The sequence below is a fragment of the Emticicia fontis genome (assembly GCF_054779675.1).
In genome coordinates this window covers 184,518-209,507 of sequence record NZ_BAAGXU010000037.1, presented here as the reverse complement: position 1 = coordinate 209,507, position 24,990 = coordinate 184,518, and the positions used below count along the sequence as shown (strand labels likewise).

The following is a 24,990-nucleotide window of genomic DNA, read 5'->3' as shown; positions in this document are numbered from 1 at the left end:
GCAAATATGTAATTTTCCTTTCATTGGTAGATATAAGAAAAATACAAAAAACAGGGCACTAAGGTATAGTTATTTTAGAGCTTAAGTGTAAGGCATTAAATTAAAAAGTGATTAAAGTTGCCTTTAATCACTTCAATTCAAAACAATATGAAGTAGTAAGAGTTACACTACTTGGTTAAATCCAGTTGTTCCCTCAGCACTTTCCCGGCATAGTTTAATTCTATCCAATAGATACCTTTAGGAAGTTTATTTGTAGGCAATAATTTTATCTGTGTTCCGAGATTCTCAAAATAATTATCTATCAATGTTACTATCGTATTGTCACCTTTGTCTTTCAATTTGAGTTTTATATACCCCGGCTTATTAATCCTGAAGATAATCTTCTTGAGCTTATTGGTGTCGGTAGTATCGGTTGAAAACTCTGTTACAGATTTATCATCAGTAGCATTGCTCATTCTTTGATTATTGGTAAAGGCTTTCTGCACACAATCGCCAATATTGGCTTCAAATACGGCATTGGCGTTCACTTCAAAACCAGGGAGTAGTACAATGCTATTACCAGCAGTGAATGAAATATCTTTGGTACTGGGAACAAGACTTTGAGCGGCAATTCCTTTAATGGCTTTAATTTCACCATTAGTTAAAGGAGAGCGGTCTAGTTTAATAGAATCACTTGCACAATTGATTTTAATACCTCTACAATTACAGCTATTATCAAATTTATCGTATTCTGTGAGCGGGTCTCCATCATCACAGGCAGTACCTTCGTTTTCACAGAGCGATGCGCTGAAATTTATTTTCCCAAACCCTGAACAGGTCGCATCTCCCCAATTATTAATTGCTGAAATAAGAATGTAACGAGCTCTTACATCATTGAAATTAGGGCCGACAAAACCCGAGTAATCAGCACTTCCAGGAGCCTGAGGCCATGAATAGGTAGCTCCTAAGGGTTGCCAAGTAATGCCATCCAATGAATAATCAACATAGACACTTTTCAAGCCCTTATTGGTTTCTCCGGTTACATTGTAATTCCACACTCGCGAATCCTGAAATTTATATGGGCTTGTAAAATCATACATAATCCAGTTTTTATTGGCTGCCCGTGCGGAATTTGGATTGGCTCTAAGCGTGGTATTGTTACAAGAAATCCAGGAAACCTCTGAAAAAGTAGTCAGGTTATCTGTTGGGCTACATGAATCATACACCTGATATCTCGCTGATTCGTCATTACAATCAGGGCCAGAACAAGGAGTTCCTACACATTGACAGTTCCCGTTAATTTTATCATCATTGGTAAAAGGGTTATCATCATTACAAGGAGTGCCTTGTGCTATACATGAGATTTCGCATTTATAATCGAAGAGATAAAAAGCCGGAACTCTTTTCCATACCTTGTTTTCATGAAACGGAGTTTTCCAGTAAAGATTAAAGTGGTCTCGCCAGGTATTTTCTTTATGCCTGAACTCAAAATAATAATACTTGCCCTTTTCCATATAGGATGGCCCTATCGTCTGAAAAACCGAATTCGAATGATCTGTTTCTGCTGTACCATACATAACCAAAGCCTGACGCGCCTGTTTATTTTCAAGAGAATCATTACTACTTAAGAAAAAGAAGGTTTGCCCGTCGCCTGTCAGATTAAATTCATAATTGCCAGAAACCGGAACCGTGATGTATCCTTGCACAAGTGTTCCGTAATTATCAACAGAATATAAAGGAGTAGCAGGTAGAGGCCCATAGGCTCCTTTTAGTTTCTCTCTCCTATCTGGCGATAATGGAAATTTCGGTGCATTAATCAAGTCATTTTCAACATAAGTTCCTACGATATTATCATAGTAATACGCTTCAATCAATCCTCTTTCACCTACACAAGCATTGGCAGTCGGGTAGGTTCCTACGCAATTACAGAAACCATCCTGCTGATCGTTGGTAGTTGCGGCATTTCCATCGTTGCAAGGCGTTCCTCTTTCTGCGCATACTTGTCCACAGGCATATTCGAAAATATAGTTAAAATCAACTACAGCCCAGGGAGCATCAGGCGTTGAAGCCTTTTTCCAGGATAAAGTCAGGTGATCTCCACCACCACCTTCGAAGTTATATAATTCAAAATAATAATACTGCCCACCTACCAGTTGTATACTGGCAGAAGTTTGTCCGGGTTCTTTATCATGTTCGTTTTCACCTGTATAAGAGGTAACCTCCGCTCTTTTTACTTTATTGGCAGGCAACTGATTGGTACTCAGGTAAAAGAAGCCTTTATCGTCGCTGGTCAGGTTAAAAATATAATTAGCGGTTTGGGGGACTTTGATAAACCCCCTGATCATTCCGGCATAATAATCGGTATAATTAACAGGTCCTTTTAATGAGCCTATCATTTCAGAGCCATCTGGTCTACTAGGGAAATTTTCTAAAACCGATAAATCATTCATACTCGGGTATGAAACAAAATTATTCCAGTAGCTCCATTTTACTTGTCCGGCAGGTCCTATGCAATTTTGTGCTTTAACAACACTCACTGAACAGGCAGTCAGAATAAATAATAGTATGTAAAAAGTTTTTTTCATCTGCTCTTATTTAGCTTAGTAAGTTAAGCACGACTGCGGTCTATCTTCAGTCGAAATTGTAGTACCATTAAAATTCATGAACCCTATCGGGTAATTTCCGGACGTATAACTATAGAAATTCCCAAGATTTGGCAGAACGTAACATAAATCAGCCGGGCTGACACCATACCACAATGCCATTTCTGCGTATAATTCGTCAGTCGAAACGGCCGGAATGAAACTTCCTCTGAATGAAATATTTTGCGGGTTATTACTCAAATCCATTCTCGGGAAAGCGCCATAAATCTTTCCGCCTTTTACACTTCCACCCATTATCATTGAGTTTCCACCCCAGGCATGATCTGAGCCCAGCCCATTAGAGGTTATTGTACGTGCAAAGTCTGAAATAGTAAAAGTTGTTACATTTTCAGCAATGCCCAATTCAACAGTAGCATCATAAAAGGCTTTGAGGGCACCACTTACCACTGGCAAACGTTGGTTCAATCCGGTAGCCAGGCCATCGTGCATATCCCAGCCGCCGTAGGTCACAAAGAAAATCTGTCTTTTTGCACCAAGGCTATTTCTTACACTCATTACTTTAGCAACAGCTGCCAGATCACTTGCCAGGCTATTATTCGGGAATTGGGTAGTTATACTTGGTACGCGTTTCAGTGCTTGTTTAAATAGATCATAAGAAGCAATAGAACCTTTCGCTGTACCTGAATAAGTTTCACGAAGTAGATTAGAATAATTTTGGCCAACCATGCTATCAACTGCCGCATTTCTCAGGTCATTTATCAAACCCGAGTTACTCCACCACGAAGGCAGAATATCAAGCCCTACGTTATTAGGATTTACATTATTGCTAATCGAATATTCCGAGACGTTTTCACCTGTCTGAAAAATATTTTTTCCTCCTAAAGAGATATTCATCGAAACTTGGCTGTTCGCATTTCCGGCGTTTAATAAGTCGGCAATTCTACCTCCGACACCCAAAGCACTTCGACTTTGAGGAACTGAAGTTTGCCATTGCATAATCTGGTCAGAATGAGAATAAATGCCGTCCGGGATTTTTTTCAATCCATTATTAAACTCATTAACATTCATAATCGGCTCTACCAGGGTGCCGACATTAGCCATAAATGCTAGTTTCCCTGAATTGAACAGGTCACGCATTCCTGTCATAGTCGGATGGATTCCAAAAGCCCCATAGCTACATGGTATGCCTCTGAAACTAGTACATTGTGGATTATTCAGTGCTAATAGTGAAGCACTTGCGATTGAAAGATCTGACCTCGTTGTGGCATATTCGTTATATCCATCATCTCCACTAGTTGTTCCATTTGGAATTAATACATTATAAGAATCAATACCTCCAGCCAGTAATACACATACTAATGCTTTATAATCTTCAGCCACTGTCTCTTTCTGAGCAAATTTTTTATTACTCATGGCTCCGTTTACTGCACCAAGGCTTGTTAAAGTACTCAGCAAGGTGGTGGTTCCCATGGCAGCACAACCTGACTGTTTTAAGAAATCACGTCTATTCATTTCTGTGTTAATTATTGATGAGGTAATCAGGAGAAGACATAATCAGATATATAGCAATACGCACTCTTCTGAAAGCATCATCACTATTAGGTACGCCATTGCTTATATTCAGAGGCATAGCCGATATTGTCTTTTTTATAATGTCCAGGTTTTTCTTTGATATTCTTCCATGTGCTAAAATAAGATTATACTTATCCAGCAATTGGGTAAGCCTGTCATTTTTGACCAAAGCATAGTCTGCTGTCAGATCAAATCTGGGTTCTTGTTCGGGCTTATAGGTTTCATTTCCGAAATAACCATAATATTCGATTGGATCATCATTGATAAGCCAGGTATTAAGGGCATTCATATAACCTGTAAGCGTCTGGGAGTTTAATGTCTGAAACTCAGGGCCAAATTTACCTGTCCCTTTTAAAGCGCCATCCGGCATGTAATCAGGAGAGAAAAAGTTAAATACACTTGGTGAATACAAAGGAATCTGCCCTGTTTTCTCATATGATCTCCTCATTGAGTTCCGATATACATTAGTCGGAGAAGTTAAGTTTAAACCCTTTAGCAGATTCATATATCTTAAAAAAGGCTCTTTCAAAGATCCTGAAAACTGGGTATTTCCATTATTACAACAATCCCGGGCTTCGGGGTCTAACAGAACAGCTTTTATAACAGCCTTTAAATCGCCTCTTACACCGCTCCCATTATTATTAAATATAGTAGCTACTCTCTGAATATATGCCGGGCTTGGATTTGAAGTAACCAGGCGTTGTATTAAACGTCTTGAAATGAAAGGGCCAACATTCGGATGATTAAATATGATATCTAAAGCATCCTTAATATCCAATTCGCCCTGGTCTACCGATCGAACGGGGATAGTTTTACCTAAAAAAGTTTTAGGGCCTACCTCATGCGCATTTACAATTCTCCAATTGTTCGGATTAGTCACCCACCATCTTATATACACATCACTAGAGTCAATAGCATAAAACTTCAGCTTCTTCGTATAGCTCCAATAGTCTTTGCTTCTATCACCTATATACTTGCTATCACCCCATGATAAGCCGGTAAACACTTTAGCCAGATTGGCTATATCAGTATTGTTATAAGTCGGAATCGGCTTTCCATTGCCATCTTTCTTTTCTGTACCATCCAGATTCAGTTGCAATAGCCCAATAGAAAATAATTGCATCACTTCACGGGCATAGTTTTCATCCGGGTATGTCTGCTTTCCGTTATTAAAATCGGTTGCATGATTATTCATATAGGTCAGATAAACCGCCATTGAAGGATGATAGGTAATTTTCTCAAGCAGTGTGCGATAGTTTGCAAATGAATTATCTAATAATACATCATAGTAACTGGCCAAGGCATAGGGGTTATCGGCAAATGTCGAAACGCGAGAGGTAACGAATATTTCGCTTAGTCCTAAGGCTACCCTCCAACGCAAAATATCAGTGGCAGTCATACTGCCCTGAAACCAGGAAATATCAAAATGCCAATCGCTTAAAAATGTATTAGACAATTCTCTGGTTGGATCAGTCCGTTTCATTGAGTCTACAATAGACTGATGAAGATTTTGCAGATAATTTGTAATCTTAAATGAGTTGGGCATAGCTAATTGCTGCTGAACCCATTGTTCAATGCCGGTTGTGGCTACATTTTCAATATCAGCGTAAGCTGTACCTAAAGTTGCCTGAGAAAGCAATCTGGCAGCTGCATTTTTATTAGGCAGGTAACCAGAACTCATCAGTGTTTTAGGAGCCGTCTGATTACTCCCACTGGAAGAAGATGAAACTGTTACATTGGGTGCGTTACCTTTCCCAAAGATGACTTTCTGCTGGGCATGGGTAAGCACACTTATGCCAGTAAAGCCAACTAGGAAAGTAAAAGTTATTGCCTGACGAATTCTTAAAAACCCTTGAAACACTAACAAAGGAAAGCTCATTTCAAATTAATAGAAATTTAAGTAAATAATTTAATCCTTAATAATAGCATGATTTATAATGTAGCAGCAAACCTCACCATACAAAAAATTATCTTTCAGAATAGAAAGGGCACAATAATCCCATTTTTATTATTTTTTACTCTTGGTGATTCTAAAATTTAGATGTTGTATTTATATTACAGACTAGTAGTTCAATCTGTTTTTAAGCACTTTAAAGGTAATCTGTAATAATAAAAATTATACAAATTTTAAGATGATTTATCAGTAGGATCAGGTGGTATGTTTTGTTATTAACACAAATATATAGAAAATATTATTAAGGTAAGATTAAAATTTTTAAATCTAAGAGTGTAAAAAAAGATAAAAAAACCACTGCCAGGCGATGCAAATCAGTAAAAGACAATATTTATTATTAAGCGGCAACAAATGATAACTATATGGTCTTATTACACTTATATAAAGCATTCAGACATAGCATTAAAATAATTTAAGGTATAGGACATAAAAGACCCTCTGATAAAAATTTATGCTTTTATTGAGCCGTAAATTCAACCAGAGGGTTCTTTTTTGATACTTAAGAAATGAGCCAAATACGCTATTTACTTTCGACAAAATCCTTGATTTCTATTTGCTCTTTCAACACTTTTCCAGCGTAGTCTAATTCTATCCAGTATATGCCATTGGGCAGTTTATTGGTAGGCAACAATTTGACTTGAGTTCCAAGGTTTTCGTAATAACTATCGATGAGTGTTACAATCGTATTCTCACTTTTATCTTTCAATTGAAGTTTTACATAACCCGGCTTATTAAGTCTGAAAATAATCTTTTTCAGTTTATTAATTTCAGTAGTATCCGTTGAAAACTCTGTTACTGATTTATCGTCAGTTGCATTAGCCAATCTTTCGTTATTAGCAAAAGCCTGTTGAACGCAATTGGCAATATCAGCTTTGAAAGTAGCAGTATTATTTACCTGAAAGCCAGGAAGCAAGACGATACTATTACCAGCAGTGAACGTAATATCTTTTGTAGCAGGCACAAGACTTTCGGCAGCAATTGCTTTCTTGGCTTTGTAATCACCATCACTCAAAGGCGAGCGATCCAGCTTAATTGTATCACTGGCACAATTGATATTAATCCCTCTACAATTACAACTATTATCAAATTTATCATTGATCGTTAGTGGGTCACCATCGTCACAGGCAGTACCTTCAGTATCACATTGAGACGCATTAAAAGTTATTTTACTAAAACCCGAGCAAGAAGCATCTCCCCAGTTGTTAATGGCTGAAATGAGTACATAACGGGCTCTGACATCATTAAAATTAGGGCCAACAAACCCTGCATAATCTGCATTTCCGGGTGCTTGCGGCCACGAATAAGTACCTCCCAATTGTTGCCAGGTAGTACCATTTAATGAATAATCAACATAAACACTTTTAAAACCTTTATTTGTTTCGCCAGTCACATTATAGTTCCAGACTCTGGTATCCTCAAATTTATAAGAACTTCCAAAATCATACATAATCCAGTTTTTATTGGCCGACCGCGCAGCATTAGGATTAGGCTTAAGTGTACCACAAGAAACCCAGGAAGCCTCCGACAAAGTAGTCAGGTTATCTGTTGGGCTACATGAATCATACACCTTATATCTGGCCGATTCATCGTCACAATCAGGCCCGGAGCAAGGCGTTCCTACGCACTTACAATTCACTATTTTATCATCATTCGTAAAAGGATTTCCATCATTACAGGCTGTTCCGGCAGGAATACATTGCACATCGCATTTATAATCATATAAATAAAAAGATGGTACTCTTTTCCATTCCTTATCTTCATGAAACGATGTTTTCCAGAACAAATTAAAGTGATCTCTCCAGGTATTTTCTTTATGCCTGAACTCAAAATAATAGTACTTATTTTTCTCCATGAAAAATGGTGCTATTGTTTGAGAAACATTATTGGTATGATCGGTTTCATCTGTCTGGTAAACACTTGCCTGATGAGCCGTTTTATTATCGATATTATCATCACTACTTAAGTAAAATAGCACATTCCCATCACCAGTTATATTAAACTCATAATTACCTGAGACTGGTACTGTTAAATAGCCCTGTACGAGGGTTCCATAATTATCAGCAGAATAAGTTGGGGTAGCCGGTAAAGGGCCATAGGCACCTAAAAGCTTTTCTTTTCTATCTGGTGATAAGGGAAATTTTGGGGCATTAACCAGATCATTGAATACATAATTACCCACTATATTATCATAATAATACGCTTCAGTAAGTCCCTTTTCACCTATACAGGTATTAGCCGTAGCAGGAGTGCCTACACAATTACAGAATCCATCCTGCTGATCGTTGGTCGTTGCCGAATTACCATCATTACAAGGTGTTCCTCTTTCAGGGCATACTTGTCCGCAGGTATATTCATAAATATAATTGAAATCTACTATAGCCCAGGGAGCCGCAGGAGTAGAAGCTTTTTTCCATGATAAAGTCAAATGGTCATTACCTGTCCAATCGAAATTATACATCTCAAAATAATAATACTGTCCTCCTACCAATTGTATACTTACTGAAGTCTGAGCAGGGTCTTTATCATGCTGATCTAAGGTAGTAGAAACTACCACTTCTGCTCTTTTTACCTTATTTGCTGGTAGTTGATTAGTACTTAAATAAAAAACGGCTTTGTCGTCGGCAGTCAGATTAAAAATATAGTTATCAGTCTGAGGTACTTTAATAAAGCCTCTGATCATACCTGCGTAGAAATCGCTATAATTGATTGGTGCTCTTAAAGAGTTGATTATCTGAGTGCCATCAGGTCTGCTCGGAAAGTTTTCTAGGGCCCATACATCGGTTACATCCGGAAACAAAGGGAAATTTCCCCAATACCCCCATTTAACCTGTCCTGCCGGGCCGATACAACTCTGGGCTTTAATATCCGCTATCGGGATAAGTAAAAACAATAAAAATATTCTATAGATTTTTTTCATGTACTATATCATCTCAATATGTCAGGCATGATTGAGGTTTATTATCGGTTGAAATAGTAGTACCATTAAAATTCATAAATCCTATCGGATAATTACCTGGTGTATAACTGTAAAAATTACCGATATTAGGCAGAACATAACATAAATCGGCAGGGCTTACACCATACCATAGAGCCATTTCGGCATATAGTTCATCAGTAGAAACAGCAGGGATAAAGTTTCCTCTAAACGAAATAGTCTGCGTATTGTCTGTAAGATTCATTCTCGGGAAAGCCCCATAAATCTTACCTCCTTTCACACTTCCGCCTATCACCATAGAGTTTCCACCCCAGCCATGGTCAGAACCCAAGCCATTAGAAGTAACTGTACGACCAAAATCTGAAATGGTAAATGTTGTTATTTTATCAGCAAGGCCCATTTCTACAGTAGAATCATAAAATGCTTTAAGGGCATTATTTACTACTGGCAAACGTTGGTTTAGCCCCCCGGCAAGGTTATCGTGCATATCCCAGCCACCATAGTTTACAAAGAAAATCTGTCTTTTAGCACCAAGGTAGCTCCTTACACTAATAACTTTTGCCACTGCGGCCAGATCTGCCCCCAAGCTTGTAGTTGGAAACTGGGTGGTCATGGCTGGTACTTTTTTAATAGCCTCTTTAAAGAAGGTATACGCATCAATCGCACTTCTGGCTGAGCCCGCAAAGGTTTGTTGAAGTAAATTAGCGTATGTTTGCCCAACTAAACTATCAATTGCTGCATTTCTCAAATCAGTCATCAAGCCTGAGCTACTCCACCAGGCAGGTAATGTTTCCAGTCCTACTGTACTTGGGCTAACATTATTACCGATAGAATATTCAGTAACACTTTCTCCGGTCTGAAAGATATTTTTACCTCCTAAAGAGATATTCATAGAGACCTGCGAATTCGAATTACCAGAGTTCAATAAATCGGCAATTCTACCGCCTACTCCCAACGCACGTCTACTTTGCGGAACCGAAGTCTGCCACTGCATGATCTGGTCAGAATGAGAATAGATACCATCAGGAATTTTCTTTAAACCACTCTGATATTCTGATAAATTCATAATCGGCTCCACTAAGGTACCCACATTAGCCATAAATGCCAGTTTACCTGTATTGAACAAGTCTCTCATACTAGGCATCAGAGGGTGAATACCAAAGGCACCATAATTGCAAGGCAAATTTCTGAAACCTGTACACTGAGGATTAGTCAAGGGTAAAAGCGAGCCGTTAGTTAAAGCAAGGTCTCCTCTTGTATGTAAATACTCATTATAGCCGTTATCACCACCTGAATTTGTTCCTGTAGGAACCAACAGATTATAAGAATCAAGTCCACCTGAGAATAACACACATACTAATGCTTTATAATCTTCAGCAGCAGCGGCCTCTTTTGAAGGAAAGTTTTTATGCCCAAGAGCTCCATTTACCGCTCCTAAACTGGTCAGGGTGCTCAGTAGGGTTGTTGTTCCCATAGCGGCACAACCAGACTGTTTTATGAAATCGCGTCTATTCATTTTAGTATTTTACTTATTAATAAGATAATCTGGAGTTGCCATAATTAAATAAATTGCCAGACGAACTCTTCTCGAAGCGTCGTCAGCGTTCGGAACTCCGTTGGTTACGCTAATAGGCATTTGAAGTAATGCTCCCTTGATGATGTCAAGCGTTTTTTGAGAAAGCCTGCCATGAGCCAGAATCAGGTTATATTTATCTAATAACTGTGGCAACCTGTCGTTTCTTGTCAATGGATAGTCGGCTGTTAAAATAAACCCAGGTTCTTGTTGTGGCTTATAAGTCTCCCCGACAAAATAGGTGGTGTACTCTATCACATCATCTACAATAATCCAGCTATTCAATGCATTCAGATAGCCTGTTAAAGTCTGAGAATTTAAAGTCTGAAATTCGGGACCATATTTACCTGTACCTTTCATTGCGCCATCAGGCATATAATCAGGCGCAAAGAAGTTAAACACACTAGGCGAATACATTGGTATTTGTCCCATTTTCTCATAAGCCCTTCTCATAACATTACGGAACACACCGCCTGTGGCAGTTAAATTAAGGCCTTTTACTAAATTCGTATATCTGATAAATGGCTCTTTAAATGCCCCGGCAAACTGTGTATCGCCATTGTTACAGCAGTCTCTGGCTTCGGGGTCCAGCAAGACTGCTCTTACCACTGCCTTCAGGTCTCCTCTGACCCCACTTCCATTATTATTAAATACAGTTGCTACCCGCTGTATATAAGCAGGACTAGGATTTGAAGTAACCAATCGCTGAATCAGGCGGCGGCCAATAAACGGCCCTACGTTTGGGTGATTGAATATAATATCCAATGCATCTTTAATATCTAACTCTCCTTGCTGAACAGAACGGTTTGGAATGGTACTTCCTAAGAATGTTTTAGACCCAACTTCATGACCATTCACAATTTTCGGATGTGTAACTGTTGGGTTTAAATAAGCATCACTTGAGTCAATCGGATAATATTTAAGTTTTTTTGTATAACTCCAGTAGTCTTTAACAAAATCTCCTAAAAACTTGCTATCACCCCATGATAATCCTGTGAATACTTTTGCCAGATTAGCTATATCATTATTATTATAAGTAGGGATAGATTTTCCGGCGCCATCCTTTTTTTCTGTGCCATCTAAATTCAACTGAAACAAGCCTATCGAAAATAACTGCATTATTTCTCTGGCGTAATTTTCATCTGGGAAGGTCTGCTTATCTAGATTGGTGGCACGATTATTCATGTAGGTGAGATAAACTGCCATTGATGGATGGTACGTTATTTTTTCTATAAGTGTCCGGTAGTTAGTAAATGAATTTTCTAACAAAACGTCATAATAACTAGACAAAGCATAGGGGTTATTATCAAAAGCAGAAATACGAGAAGTAACAAAAACCTCACTTAGTCCTAAAGCAACTCTCCACCGTAGCAAATCCGGGACTGTCATGTTACCCTGAAACCATGCCACGTCAAAGAAATAATCTCCGGGCGCAGTATTGGATATGGTTTTAGGAGGGCTTGGATTAGAGCGATTTAATGAGTCGGCTAAAGCCTGATGCAGACCCTGAAGATAATTAGTAATGTTGAAAGAATTAGGCATGGCCAATTGTTGGTCAACCCATTTTTCTATTCCGTTTGTTGCAACGTTTTCAATGTCAGCGAAGGTGGTGCCTAAGGTTGCCTGAGAGAGCAATCTGGCGGCGGCATTTTTATTTGGCAAATAACCCGAACTCGTCAGAGTTGTAATGCCTGTCTGGTTACTGGCATTAGACGAAGAGGTAACTGTGACGTTTGTGGTTTTTCCTTTCCCAAAAGTTATATTTTGTTGTGCTATCGAAAAAGTGTGTACTCCGCAAAAAATGGCCAATAAAACAAACGATATTCGCTGACAAATTTTAAATCGCCTTTGAAACACAAATAGAGATAAGCTCATTTCAAATTATTAGAAATTAGATTAAACAATTTAATATTTTTACAACAATAGTAAATTCAGAATGTAGCTATATACATCAAAACACAAAATCAAACCGTTATCAAATACAATACAGGCGCAAGGACCAAGATTATACTATTTTTACTTTTGGTGATTTTAAAATTAAGATGCTGAATTTAATTATAGAGATTAGTAGTGCTATGTGCTAAAAAACTTAATATGAATCTGTTATACTCTTCAAATCAGATTCGGGACAATTATAAACAGGGTACTTTGGTGGTATTCAATAGTTATAAACCCAAAACTATTGAAAATGTTATACAGTAAAGGTAATTTTTTTCACTTTTTATTGAGTGGAAATTACAGTATCAATACAAGCAAAATTTGTTCCTATGATATTGTTTTACTAATATTTATTATCTGAGGAGTTTTGTAACTGTTTCCAGACCATGTCTAGCTCCTTATTTTTCTCACCTGTTTTACCTTTGGTAGCTTCAATTATATAGGTAATTCTCTCTTCTGTCATCGGGTGTGAGTTCAAATAGGCAAGCATTTTACTACTTCCTTGTTTATTTTCTTCTTCTTGTAATCGTTCCATCAGGTGTACCATTCCCTGAGGATCTAGCTGATTGTGGTATATAATTTGCAAGCCCTTTAGGTCTGCTTCTTTTTCCATATTTCTCGAAAAGCCTAGCTGATAGAGATTATCAGCCTGATTGGCCAATATACTACTTATTGAGCCTGCATCGCCGAAAATTGTTGTGATTAGCACCCAACCTGTCAGGTTTCGTGCTAATCCTTTTAAAGAATGTCTTTCTTTTACGTGTGTCACTTCGTGCGATAGTAAAGCGGCTAATTCTTCCGGAGATTTTATCTTTTCTAAAATGCCACTAAACACTACCACATTTCCACCCGGCAAGGCAAAAGCATTCACCTGTTTATCTTTAACTATAGTAAACCTTAAAGGGTATCTGGTTTCAAAGTCTATTTTTCTGGCAAAATCATTCAGTAATTTTGTCCTTTCTATGTCAATTTCAGAATTACCGATAAAACCTTCATAGAACTTGTCACCTAAAGCTATTTCTGTTGATACCGGAATTTTGCCGGCAATATAAGATGCCAGATTAGGTAATAGAACAAAATAAATAAGCGCCGCAATAGCTGAGAGAATAGCAATGCCAATCAAGGCTCCTTTTATGAGGGCATTATACTGTTTTGGCATCACACCAAAACTGCTATCGGTCTTAGGCAAATATCCTTGTAAAGTTTGTGCTAAAGAGCCCCCATTGGTATACTCTAAATATTGGTGAGGAAATGCGCCATATTGCAGCATAGTCTTGCCTTTGCCTGAAAATTCGGCATAGTCAATTTCATTAATAGCCCAGACTACCTTCTTTTCGTCATAATAAATACTCAGCGAATTGCCAAATACCTCAATCTGTGCGGCATGGGGCTGGCTCGTCTGTCCATCATAATAGATAGCAGTATTTTGCATAAAAGTTTGTGTTGCAGGTTTGTTTCAAAGATAGGCAATCTTTTAGAGTTTTTTTTATACGAGTCCTTCCTTTAATAAATCATGCAAATGCACAAAGCCCATAAGTATACCATCTTCCACAACTACTAGTTGTGTAATGTTTTTTTCCTGCATCAATGAGAGTGCAGTTACAGCATAATCATCAGGTGCAACAACTTTAGGGCTAATAGTCATAATATCTTTTGCCGTTAACGTTGAAAAATCCTGTTGTTTATTCAACATTCTTCTAAGGTCACCGTCGGTAATAATACCCAACAATTCATTCTGCTCGTTAGTTACCGCTGTGGCACCTAATAATTTTGAAGTCATTTCCAGAATTACTGTATGAATATCAGCCTCAGGAGCGACTTTAGGTAGGGCATTATTAGGATATACATCTCTTACTTTCAGATACATTTTTTTACCTAAACTACCACCCGGATGATATTTGGCAAAGTCTGTACTCGTAAAGCCTCTCATTTCTAATAAGCACATGGCCAGTGCATCTCCAAGAGCCAAAGCTGCCGTAGTAGAGGTAGTGGGTGCCAGATTCAATGGGCAGGCTTCTCTTTCTACATGAGCATTCAATACGTAGTTTGCATGCGTGGCCAGATACGATTTTTCGTTACTTACCATGGCAATCATCAGGTTGCCATGCATCTTCAAAAGAGGTACCAGAACCTTTATTTCGGGGGTATCTCCGCTCTTTGAGATACATAAAACAATGTCTTCTTTCTGTATCATGCCTAGGTCTCCGTGTATGGCATCTGCTGCGTGCATAAAGAGCGCCGGAGTGCCCGTAGAGTTCATTGTTGCTACAATTTTCTGCCCGATAATTGCACTTTTTCCGATTCCGGTTACCACAAGTCTGCCTTTAGAAGCCAGAATCGCCTCCACACACAATTCAAAATCTTCATTAATATAATTTTTCAAAGAAAGAATTGCTTCCGCTTCATCTTGCAAAACTTTTTTCGCAACGCTTTGTAAATTTTTTTCTAACTTCGTCTTCACTTTTTCTAACGGGGTGTTTTGTGCACAAAAATACTATTTGTTTAGCAAGCCTCAAAAGAAAGTAAGCGAAGGGTAGCAAAACCATTGGAGACAAGAAAACCGATTAACAACAAAACAATTTATTAAACCACTGAATGTATCTATTAAAAAAAAACCGCAATAAAAATTTGTAAAACTCAAGCAAAAAAATAGTATCTTAGCAAAGGCTTAAGTAATTACCTTAAATTAATTCAAACTTTTGTAGTATCTATCAGTCAGACTATACACCATTCTGGCTTTATAAATATCCGAATTATCTGACTGTTGTTCATACGATTATCTCAACCAACTATTATAATCTATCAACACGGTAACATTACTACAGCGACATATTATTTATAGGTTAATCTGATGATTGCTTCATCAGAGATGTCAACATGAAATTGCTCAGATACTAACCTATTTTTAACATATTGTAAATTTTCCGTACAGCAATTTTGCGTTTATGGTAGAACCAGTAATTAAACAATCATTAAAAGAAAAACTCAAAGAAATTTTTGGTTTTGATGCTTTTCGTGGCGAGCAGGAAGTGATTATTCATAACATCGTGTCAGGAAAAAACACTTTTGTTATTATGCCCACAGGAGCCGGGAAATCTCTTTGCTATCAGTTGCCAGCTATGGTTCTTGATGGTACAGCTATTGTTATTTCTCCGCTCATTGCCTTGATGAAAAATCAGGTTGACCAGATGACAGCCTTTGGTATTAACGCTCAGTTTTTGAATTCAACCCTGAATAAAGCTGAGATGACCAAAGTGAAGAACGATGTATTAAGTGGAGAGTGTCGCCTACTTTATATTGCACCTGAGTCTCTTACAAAAGAGGATAATCTATCGTTTTTACAAAAAGCCAAGCTATCTTTTGTTGCGGTAGACGAAGCCCACTGTATTTCGGAATGGGGTCATGATTTCAGACCTGAATACCGTCGTATCAGAGGTATTATTGATGATATCAACCCAAATTTACCTGTTATTGCGCTTACTGCCACTGCTACACCAAAAGTACAGCAGGACATTAAGAAAAACCTGAATATGGATGAAGCGATGATTTTCAAATCGTCGTTCAATCGTAAGAACCTCTATTATGAGATTCGTCCGAAAGTTGATTCTAAAAAACAGCTTATTCGTTATATTCTGAACAATAAAGGTAAATCAGGTATTGTTTACTGTCTGAGCCGTAAAAAAGTTGAGGAGATAGCCAGTTTGCTGAGTGTGAATGGTGTGAAAGCATTACATTATCATGCAGGTCTAGATGCTGATACTCGTATGAGAAATCAGGATGCATTCCTGAACGAAGAAGCGGATGTAATTGTAGCAACGATTGCTTTCGGAATGGGTATTGATAAACCGGATGTTCGTTTTGTGATTCACTACGATGCGCCGAAATCACTTGAAGGTTATTATCAGGAAACAGGAAGAGCAGGCCGTGACGGACTGGAAGGAAACTGTCTGATGTTTTATAGCTTTGACGATATTCTGAAACTGGAGAAATTCAATAAAGACAAGACCGTAACCGAGAGAGACAATGCAAAGGCTTTGTTGATGGAAATGGTGGCTTACTCAAACCTGGGTATCTGCCGTCGCCGTCAGTTATTGAGTTACTTTGGTGAATATGCCGAGAAAGATTGCGGTTTTTGTGATAACTGTCTGAAACCTACCAAGAAATTCAAGATAGAAGACGAAGCCGTGCTGGCTTTGAAGGCTATTCAACAGGTAGGCGAAAGATTTGATATTCAACATATTGCCGACGTGCTGACTGCTAATACAGCTAATGCTTATATAAGAAGTTATGAGCACGATAAACTGGAAGTGTATGGCAAAGGTAAGGGCATGTTTGTGGAAGTAGACGAAGACGATGAGGATGATGAGGAAGAAGAAGAATTGGATGTAGTAAATGATGACGATTCTGACGAAGAGGAAGATGATGCACCAGTAGCTACCAAAAGCCCGTCACAATCGCCAAAGAAAGCCGAAAAAACTAAAAAGGCTGATAATAAGAGAACACCAAATGATTATTGGGTGTCTATTCTCCGCCAGATGATGGCTTTTGGTTATCTTGAGAAAGATATTGAGAATGCCTACGGGGTTGTAAAGATTTCTGAGAAAGGCAAAAAGTTCATTCAGGATTCTTATCCGATTACCATTTCAGAAGATCATAATTACGAAAATACTGAAAGCAGCGACGACGATGATGTGCCAATGAACGGAGGCCCATCTGGTGGTGGTGCAGCATTTGATTCTGCCTTATTCGAACTACTGAAAGCGCTCCGTAAAAAGATTGCCAAAGAGAAAAATGTTCCGCCTTATGTTGTTTTCCAGGATCCATCACTGGAAGAAATGGCAACTACCTACCCTACTACCGCACAGGATCTGGCGCAGATTAACGGGGTGGGTCTAGGAAAAGTACAGAAATTCGGCAAGCCATTCCTGGAACTGATTTCGAAATACGTTGAAGAAAACGAAATTGAAACAACACAGGATTTAGTAGTAAAATCGGCTGTCAATAAGTCAAAAATCAAGATCTACATTATTCAGCAGATTGACCGTAAGATAGATCTGGATGAAATTGCAGAATCGAAAGATCTGACCATGGCTGAGCTGATTGAAGAAATCGAACATATCTGTTATTCGGGTACACGTCTGAATCTTGATTACTATATCAATCAGGTAGTTGATGAAGAGCATCAGGAAGAAATATATGATTACTTTATGAGCGCTGAAACCGATAATATCCGTGCCGCACAGAAAATTTTTGACGGAGACGATTTCCCGGAAGAAGAGCTACGATTAATGCGTATAAAATTCTTGTCGGAAATGGCAAATTAATTGCTATATTTGAAATAGAGAAATAGAATATGCCTTTCGGGGCATCATAATATACAACAAAATCATAAAAAAGTGTGAGTCACAGGTTCTGTGCTTCGCACTTTTTTATTTTTTACAGGTTTAGAAAAGTAAAAATAGGAGAATAATCAGGGATTTAAGGACGTTTAAGACCGAAAACAGGCACTCAAACTATTATTTTTCATTATTTAACATCAAAAAAATCATTATTAATAGTTATTCAATAAAATAAATATACTTTTGTATAAATTTATCAATTAAATCATCTCAAGTTATCATGAACATTTTTGTTGGAAGTCTACCTTTTAGAATTGAAGAAAGTGAATTAAAGCAATATTTTGAAGAATATGGTGAAGTTAGTTCTGTGAAAATTATCATCGACAAAGTTACCGGAAGAAGCAAAGGATTCGCTTTTGTTGAAATGCCAGACGATGCAGCAGCATTGAAAGCTATCGCTCAATTGAACGGTGCTGAAATCGGTGGTCGTACTGCCGTTGTAAATCAAGCTGAAGAAAGAAGAGAAAGACCATCAGGTGGTGGTGGTGGATTCAACCGTGGTGGTGGCGATTTTAACCGCGGTGGCGGTGGTGGTGGCTACAACCGTGGTGGTGACCGTGGCGGCAATGGCGGCGGACGTAGATACTAATATCCTTCAAGATAAATCATATATTTTAAGGAAACTGGGCTTCCATTTAATGGTGTGCCTGGTTTCCTTTTTATATGCCCTCAAAGCGCCATAAGGCAAATAAAAAGCCCCTTACCAAATTGGCAAGAGGCTCCTCTATGATATATAGCTTTAAATTCTTAAGGTAATGGTTTTACCATTATGTCTTTGAAATACACTTTGCTTTTAGGGTCGTGGCCTTGTAGAGCAAAAGTACCACTGCTTATTCTTCTGCCTTTTCTGCTGGCTGGCAATTCGGCAGGCTCGTCATATTCCACGGCTACTTTATCGTTGATTTTGATAGTTACGTGCTTGTCTTTTACAATTATAGACTCTGTATACCATACATTGTCTTTTACTAAGGTATCTTTTACATCCTGAATACCGTATAAACTTCCGGTACGTCTCCAATCGGTATGAGAGTTGTTTACCTGTACTTCATAGCCCTTATCAGGCCAGCTACCTTGTTGATACTCTGTATGGAAGTAAATACCGGAGTTTGAGCCCGGCGTGGTCATTACCTGAGCTTTGAATTCAAAGTTTTTAAAATCGTGGTTATTAACCGGCCCTACATAAAATAAGTGAGCTACCGGGCCATTCACGGCAATCGTACCATTTTCGATGCTGAAAGTACTGGCATTATCTCCTACTTTCCAGCCATCAAATGATTTACCGTCAAATAGAGAATACCAACCTTTTTTTGCCTTTTGCGCAAAGCTCACATTAGTTAGTAAAAACAATGCCAAAGCATAATAACAAATTCGTTTCATAAGGTATTTTGTTAGTTTAATAAGGCGAATACGCCGAGTTGAATAATTTCAACAAGTTTACGAAACTAATTTTAAATCTCAATCAGAAAGCCAATATATAAGTCATTAGGCACAAGGTCATTTTTACATAAATCCGGTACTGAATACAATTACTTGGTAATCTTATTGACAATAAGGATTTGCCTTTATCTGTATTCTTCCTGAGCCTGGGTGCAACCTTGTTCCAGGTTTAAGATAAACTTTCCCGGCTATAATGGTCTGCGTTGCAGAACCTGATATATCGTAAACATTATTAGTGAAAGAGCTAAGCCATATAGCATCTCTGGCTGTAAAAGTCTGATTACCTAAATTATAATAAATACTAGCATTAGAGCTGCCTGGCAAATATACCACATCCTGAACTACAAAGTTTTTTAATGAGGGGTCATTCAATAGAAAATACTGCATACGTTCTCTCTGTTGTGTAGTAAAGATATTCCTGCATGCTCTATTTCCATAGGTCATTATATTGTTAGTCATTGGCGTATATACTACCCCACAGTTGTCCATCCCTCCTCCTATATAATTACAGGAACTACTTACTCCACTGTTATCATCTGCCGGGGTATCGCATAAAACATCTCCGTTAGTTTCGCAATTCTTACATTCTCCATTTCTATCTACATTCTCTTGTTTAGTATTACCCCAAGTCTCAAAAGTATGATAAAGCCCAAAACCATGACCCATTTCGTGAGCTAAAGTCGTTAGATTGGATGTGCTGGCAATGGCACTCCCTATAATACTTAGGTAAGTGTTCGGGATACGATAGGCCGTACCATTTAGCCCCGGCAATTCTTTATGAACAAATATATTAAAAAGGCCGCTTTTCATAAATGGAGCCAGTTCCCCTTCTTCAGTAGAGTCTACCTGGGTATTGAGGTCTGTATTATTTACCTGGCTGATCCCAAACAAAAGAAAACAAATATTATGAGGCTGATACTGATTAACCATATTCTGCACTTGCCTTAAAATATCTGTGTCGTTTGCGGCTCTGTTAGAGCCGTCATCGTCAGCAAAGACGGTTACGTGTATTTTTACGGTATAGGGTACATTAATTGCTGCTATTGACCTCATTCGCTCCTTTTCTTTCTCAGATATAAAAATGGGTGTTTTTGCTTTCGTGCCGCAATCATTGCGCTGTGCATACAAATTACTACAGCCAATTATTATAAGAAAAAATAAGATTTTTTGCATTGGATTTGTGTTTAGCGATGATTAATTCAATTAAGGTCAGTCATTTTTGATGATGCCAGAAAATATCGAAATAGAGTGTTTTGGCAGCCAATTAAACAGGCTTCAAAATTTTCATCAAATTTTGATTTTTTCCGATTGCTGCACAATAGCACCTTTTACACATACAAAAAAAATATAACTCATTGGCTATTAGCCTATTACCTGACAATCAGAAGTATCGTCTTCTGAAAAAGAGACAATTACTAACACTTTTGTGGTAGAAGTAAATTTATTTTTCCACTCTGAATCAATTCTTATTTAAGGGCTATCAACTGTGGCCTAAAAAACAGAACGGCACTCAACAAATTAAACTTTCCTAAAAATCACTTATTATTGTGATTAGTTGTGACAGTATCAATAAATCTATTCTACCCAATGCTTCAAAAAATAAAAACCTTTGGTTGCTGTTGACATTTATTATCTGTACTGCTGAAACCTGTACTAAACAGAAAGAGCCTACTGCAAATTTCACCTATAGTTTCGGCAAAAACGGAGAGGTGAAGTTTACAAATACCTTTGAAAACGCACTTAGCTAAGCTGGAATTTTGGAGATGGCCAAAACTCAATAGAACAAAATCCGGTACATATATATACTGATGAGAAAGTTTATAGGGTAAAGCTTACGGTAGAATCGAAAGATAAACAAAAAATGGATTTACAACAGACTCTTACCGTTGAAAACTTTGATCCAGTTGCCAGTTTTACGTACGCTATTTTAAGTAATGGCAAGGTAAAGTTTAATAATTTATCAAAATATGCTTCTGTTTTTGAATGGACTATTGAAGGACAAAAACAGAAAAAAGAGGCTGTAACATTTGAGTATCAATTCAGGAAAAATGGCAATCATAGGGTAAGTCTGAATGTTGAAAAGAAGAATCGGCTAAAAGCCAATTTTCAAAGGAATTATCAATAAAGGATATACCGACAGCGGCTGATAATACGGCAGGAAAGTATATTGGTGAATTTAGTATACAATCGGGGACTGGTACAAAAGTCTATAAGAACTTTGAAATCAGCTTCGAGAAACTAACTGATTCGACTGTTTTTATCAAGAAAATAGCTGTGCCAGAATTTTCAGATGAGAATGTTGTCTTTCAGATTAAAGGCTCTTCTCTTTCTCGTTTAGGGCCTTCGTTTTGTGAAGGCTACCTGAGCAAAGCAGAGAATTTTATCAGTTTTTGCGTGATATACACCCCTATATGGGTTGGTTTTAAAGGCAATAAGGTCAAGTAGATTAATCAAATCCCTATCAGTTTTTTCTGTACCATAGGCACACTTAAGGTGATTTCTGAACCCTTGCCGATTTCTGATTTAATTTCGAAAGTCCCCCCTACTTCGGCAGCACGACTGGTCATATTTCGCAGGCCATTGCGTGATGATGGTTTTTGTGGGTCAAAACCTTTGCCATCGTCTTTCATTTCAATGATGAGCATACCTTTACTTACATGCAGTTTCATGGTCACGTGTTTGGCTTGTGCGTGTTTCGTGATATTATGCAAGGCTTCTTTCACGACTAAAAAGATATTTCTTCGTACCTCCATCGATAAATTACCAGACTGATTGGTAAAAGAAAAGTCAATATCCACGTCTATATCCTGTGCTTGTAAGGTTTGAACGGTATGGTCTCGCAGGCGGATGAAGAAATTCTCAAAATCATCATTCTCCGGTTTGATATTCCATATCATATCGTCTATGGCACTGCTCAGTCGGCTTACTTCTTCCGGTATCTGTTTTAAAAGTTGATTGGATGGGTTCTGCGGATCTATTTTCTTGCTTGCCATTACACTCAACAAACTGATACTACTTAAGGATGAGCCGATATCATCGTGTAAATCTCTCGAAATACGGTTACGAACTTCCTGTAATTTTAAGAGTTGATTGATACGGAAACGATAAAAGAGATAAGCCAAACCGATAATCAAGGCTAATATCAAGGTCTTGAACCACCAGGTCTCATAATAATAAGGCTGAATCAAAAAATGAACAGCTACTTCTTTCAATTGTTTATTGCCTTTTTCGTCCAATAATCTTACATGAAAGGTGTAGTTTCCTGGTGATAAATTATTGTAAGTAAAAGCGGCATTATCATGAGCATCTATCCATTTATCTTCAAGACCTTCGAGAAAATAACTATAATGATTCTGGTTATCTTTCAGGAAGTTCAGTGCTGATACATAAAAGGTAATGGCATTTTCGGTGCGTTTCAGTTCAAAAGGTTTTGTCCAATCATAAAATCGTTGTTCGTTATTGACTGTCACCGAACTAATAGCGATATTGTTTAAAGCCCTGCTTTGCAGGATATTCTCTGTATTAACAATATTGAGACCATTTTTTTGTCCAATCAGCAATTCTTTTCCTTCATTCATATAAAAACTGAATGTGGTATTATCACTTATCAAACCATCATTCTGGGTGAATCTCAAGAAGCGGTTTTGTGAGGGGATGAATAGTTGCAGACCACCCAGCGTGCCTATCCAGATATTACTGTGGTTATCTTCGGCCAATTGGCGGCATTCCACATCATAAATCCCATCTTTTGCGCTTAAATCTATTTTCACCTTATAATTCCGGCTGATTTTTGCCAGAATATCCCAGCCGGTTACCCACACATCGCCCTGCTTATCTAATAGTAGTTTAATGACTGATACTTCTCTGTCGTCATCAGAAAACCTCACCTGCTGAAATTTCTTTTTCTTTTCATCAAAATAAAAAACACCTGCTGTGGTAGCCAGCCAGAAACGTCCCTGTTTATCTTCCAGAATATCCATTAACCACCGGTCTCTCATCAGGTTGGTATGGTCTTTTTTATCCCAAAGTGTCAATTCTTCGCCTGTCTTTTTATTTACCACGTGCATACTCAGGTAATGGTTGATAATCCAGAGGCGCTTCTTTGAGTCTTCCATGCCTATAGAATAAAATGGCACAGTGAAAAAACCATGATGGGTTTTGAAAGGTACGGGCAGGAATTTCTGTTTTCCGGGGTCAAAGACAAAGATACCTTCAAACGCATTATCTTCAGGATTTTCTTTGCCATCAGCCCAGGTTTGCCATTGATTCGTAAAAATCCAGATTTTACCTTCTTCATCCTGCAACATTTGTCGGGTTTCGGCATTAGCCGGATAATGAGGGTACTCAAAAAACTGTTTGGTATTATCTGCCTTATTCCATTTCGCCATACCCCACCGGGAGAAACCCAGATAGAAAGTCTGTCCACTCGCATCTGTACTATCTTTCAAAATGGTATTGATAGTCAGGTTTTTCTGCGGAATTATATTGGCAAAGCTAATACTCTTGATTAACTGATTGTGAGGATTATAGACAAAAATCCCATCCTGCTGGGTGCAAAACCAGATTACACCGGTTGAAGGGCTTTTGCAGATATTAAAGACCTGAATCTCATCTGTATATACATCTTCATAGAAATAGAATTTCTCTTGTTCAGGTCTGAAAATACCAACGGTTTTGCTATTACTTACCCATAAAATATCCTTGCCATTTTCATCTTTATCGGCGCAAACAGACATGATATGGTCATCATAAAATTTTATTTCTTCGGTTTGCGGATTAAAGCGTATCAAGCCTTTCTGATAGGCGGCAATCCAGATAATGCCGTGCTCATCTATGATAGCTCTGCTGGATTCAAAGAAAAAACGCTTCTTGGGATCGGCAATATTCGGGCCTATTACACAACGTAATTCTTCTTTCTCAGGATTATATTTATAGATGCCTACATCTAAGCCTATCACCCAGAGGTTTTTCTGTTTGTCTTCTATGAAATCTCCTTTGATGTCTTTATAAGTCGTATTGGGCAGAGGAAAATACTTAAACTTGAAAGTGTTGGGGTCAAACCTGTACACACCATGAAAATCGCTTATCCAGCCCTGTTTTCGATGGTCGAAATAGATATTACCATAATTACCATCGCTTAGGGGAGGCAGTTTACTGGTGAAGTCGTTGATTTTGAAAGTGTTGTTATCGATTCTTCCGAATGGAATACTGGTTGAAGAAAACCAGATATTATTCAGCCAGTCAGAGCTTACACCATGATTATAGATGCCTTCTACCTTTGTAAAATTCTGGAACCGGTAGCCGTCGTAGCGCGTCAGATATTTACGCGTACCAACCCAGATAAATCCGCCTTTATCCTGAATGATATTCAGAATATTGTTGCTAGGTAAACCATCTTTAGATGTCAGGTGCTCAAATCTGACCTGTGGTAATTGCGCATAGGTATTGAGTGGAATAAATAATAGGAGAACGAGGTACTTCATGGATTAATAAAAGACTACCCGCATTTGCGTTTTTATGACCGAAACTAGGCAAATTCTATCAAAAAACAAGGGAGAACCGTCTGATTCTCCCAATAATCTATCAAAGAATTTACTGTG

Annotated in this window: 13 protein-coding genes and 1 pseudogene; 3 read left to right on the top strand and 11 right to left on the bottom strand. The window is 38.1% G+C overall.

The window, feature by feature from the left end:
• Positions 1-167 precede the first annotated feature (167 nt).
• The 8 genes from ACYVFA_RS16680 to ACYVFA_RS16645 all read right to left on the bottom strand — a co-directional run bounded on the left by ACYVFA_RS16680 (position 168) and on the right by ACYVFA_RS16645 (position 15,015).
• Positions 168-2,564, bottom strand: a complete 2,397-nt coding sequence (locus tag ACYVFA_RS16680; protein ID WP_460472980.1) for a PA14 domain-containing protein — start codon at positions 2,562-2,564, stop codon at positions 168-170.
• 15 nt (positions 2,565-2,579) lie between these two features.
• Entirely contained in the window at positions 2,580-4,094 is a 1,515-nt protein-coding gene (locus ACYVFA_RS16675) for a DUF1501 domain-containing protein (protein ID WP_460472979.1), read from the bottom strand.
• Between the two features lie 7 nt (positions 4,095-4,101).
• Positions 4,102-6,033, bottom strand: a complete 1,932-nt coding sequence (locus tag ACYVFA_RS16670) for a DUF1800 domain-containing protein (RefSeq protein ID WP_460472978.1) — start codon at positions 6,031-6,033, stop codon at positions 4,102-4,104.
• A 595-nt stretch (positions 6,034-6,628) separates the two neighbouring features.
• Positions 6,629-9,025: a PA14 domain-containing protein gene (locus ACYVFA_RS16665; protein WP_460472977.1), complete on the bottom strand. Its 2,397-nt coding sequence runs from the start codon at positions 9,023-9,025 to the stop codon at positions 6,629-6,631.
• 13 nt (positions 9,026-9,038) lie between these two features.
• A complete protein-coding gene (locus ACYVFA_RS16660; protein ID WP_460472976.1) occupies positions 9,039-10,559 on the bottom strand; it encodes a DUF1501 domain-containing protein in 1,521 nt (506 codons plus the stop codon).
• Between the two features lie 9 nt (positions 10,560-10,568).
• Positions 10,569-12,491 (bottom strand): DUF1800 domain-containing protein, encoded by a 1,923-nt coding sequence (locus tag ACYVFA_RS16655; RefSeq protein ID WP_460472975.1) that lies wholly within the window; start codon positions 12,489-12,491, stop codon positions 10,569-10,571.
• Positions 12,492-12,897: 406 nt separating this feature from the next.
• Positions 12,898-13,986: a M48 family metallopeptidase gene (locus tag ACYVFA_RS16650; protein WP_460472974.1), complete on the bottom strand. Its 1,089-nt coding sequence runs from the start codon at positions 13,984-13,986 to the stop codon at positions 12,898-12,900.
• Positions 13,987-14,040: 54 nt separating this feature from the next.
• On the bottom strand, positions 14,041-15,015 hold the full coding sequence (locus ACYVFA_RS16645) for a KpsF/GutQ family sugar-phosphate isomerase (protein ID WP_460472973.1): 975 nt from the start codon (positions 15,013-15,015) through the stop codon (positions 14,041-14,043).
• 484 nt (positions 15,016-15,499) lie between these two features.
• Between ACYVFA_RS16645 and ACYVFA_RS16640 the strand changes: the two genes are divergently transcribed.
• Positions 15,500-17,878, top strand: a complete 2,379-nt coding sequence (locus tag ACYVFA_RS16640) for a RecQ family ATP-dependent DNA helicase (protein ID WP_460472972.1) — start codon at positions 15,500-15,502, stop codon at positions 17,876-17,878.
• 295 nt (positions 17,879-18,173) lie between these two features.
• Complete coding sequence (locus ACYVFA_RS16635) at positions 18,174-18,542, top strand: RNA recognition motif domain-containing protein (RefSeq protein WP_460472971.1); 369 nt, start codon at positions 18,174-18,176, stop codon at positions 18,540-18,542.
• 158 nt (positions 18,543-18,700) lie between these two features.
• Here ACYVFA_RS16635 and ACYVFA_RS16630 read toward each other — a convergent pair whose 3' ends face one another.
• Both ACYVFA_RS16630 and ACYVFA_RS16625 read right to left on the bottom strand, forming a co-directional pair.
• A complete protein-coding gene (locus ACYVFA_RS16630; RefSeq protein ID WP_460472970.1) occupies positions 18,701-19,330 on the bottom strand; it encodes a 3-keto-disaccharide hydrolase in 630 nt (209 codons plus the stop codon).
• A gap of 162 nt (positions 19,331-19,492) precedes the next feature.
• Entirely contained in the window at positions 19,493-20,563 is a 1,071-nt protein-coding gene (locus ACYVFA_RS16625) for a M43 family zinc metalloprotease (RefSeq protein WP_460472969.1), read from the bottom strand.
• Positions 20,564-21,149: 586 nt separating this feature from the next.
• Between ACYVFA_RS16625 and ACYVFA_RS16620 the strand changes: the two are divergent.
• Positions 21,150-21,515, top strand: a pseudogene (locus ACYVFA_RS16620) (PKD domain-containing protein); the annotation flags it as partial.
• Between the two features lie 325 nt (positions 21,516-21,840).
• Here the strand turns inward: ACYVFA_RS16620 and ACYVFA_RS16615 are convergent.
• Positions 21,841-24,873, bottom strand: a complete 3,033-nt coding sequence (locus ACYVFA_RS16615) for a sensor histidine kinase (protein ID WP_460472968.1) — start codon at positions 24,871-24,873, stop codon at positions 21,841-21,843.
• Positions 24,874-24,990: the final 117 nt, after the last annotated feature.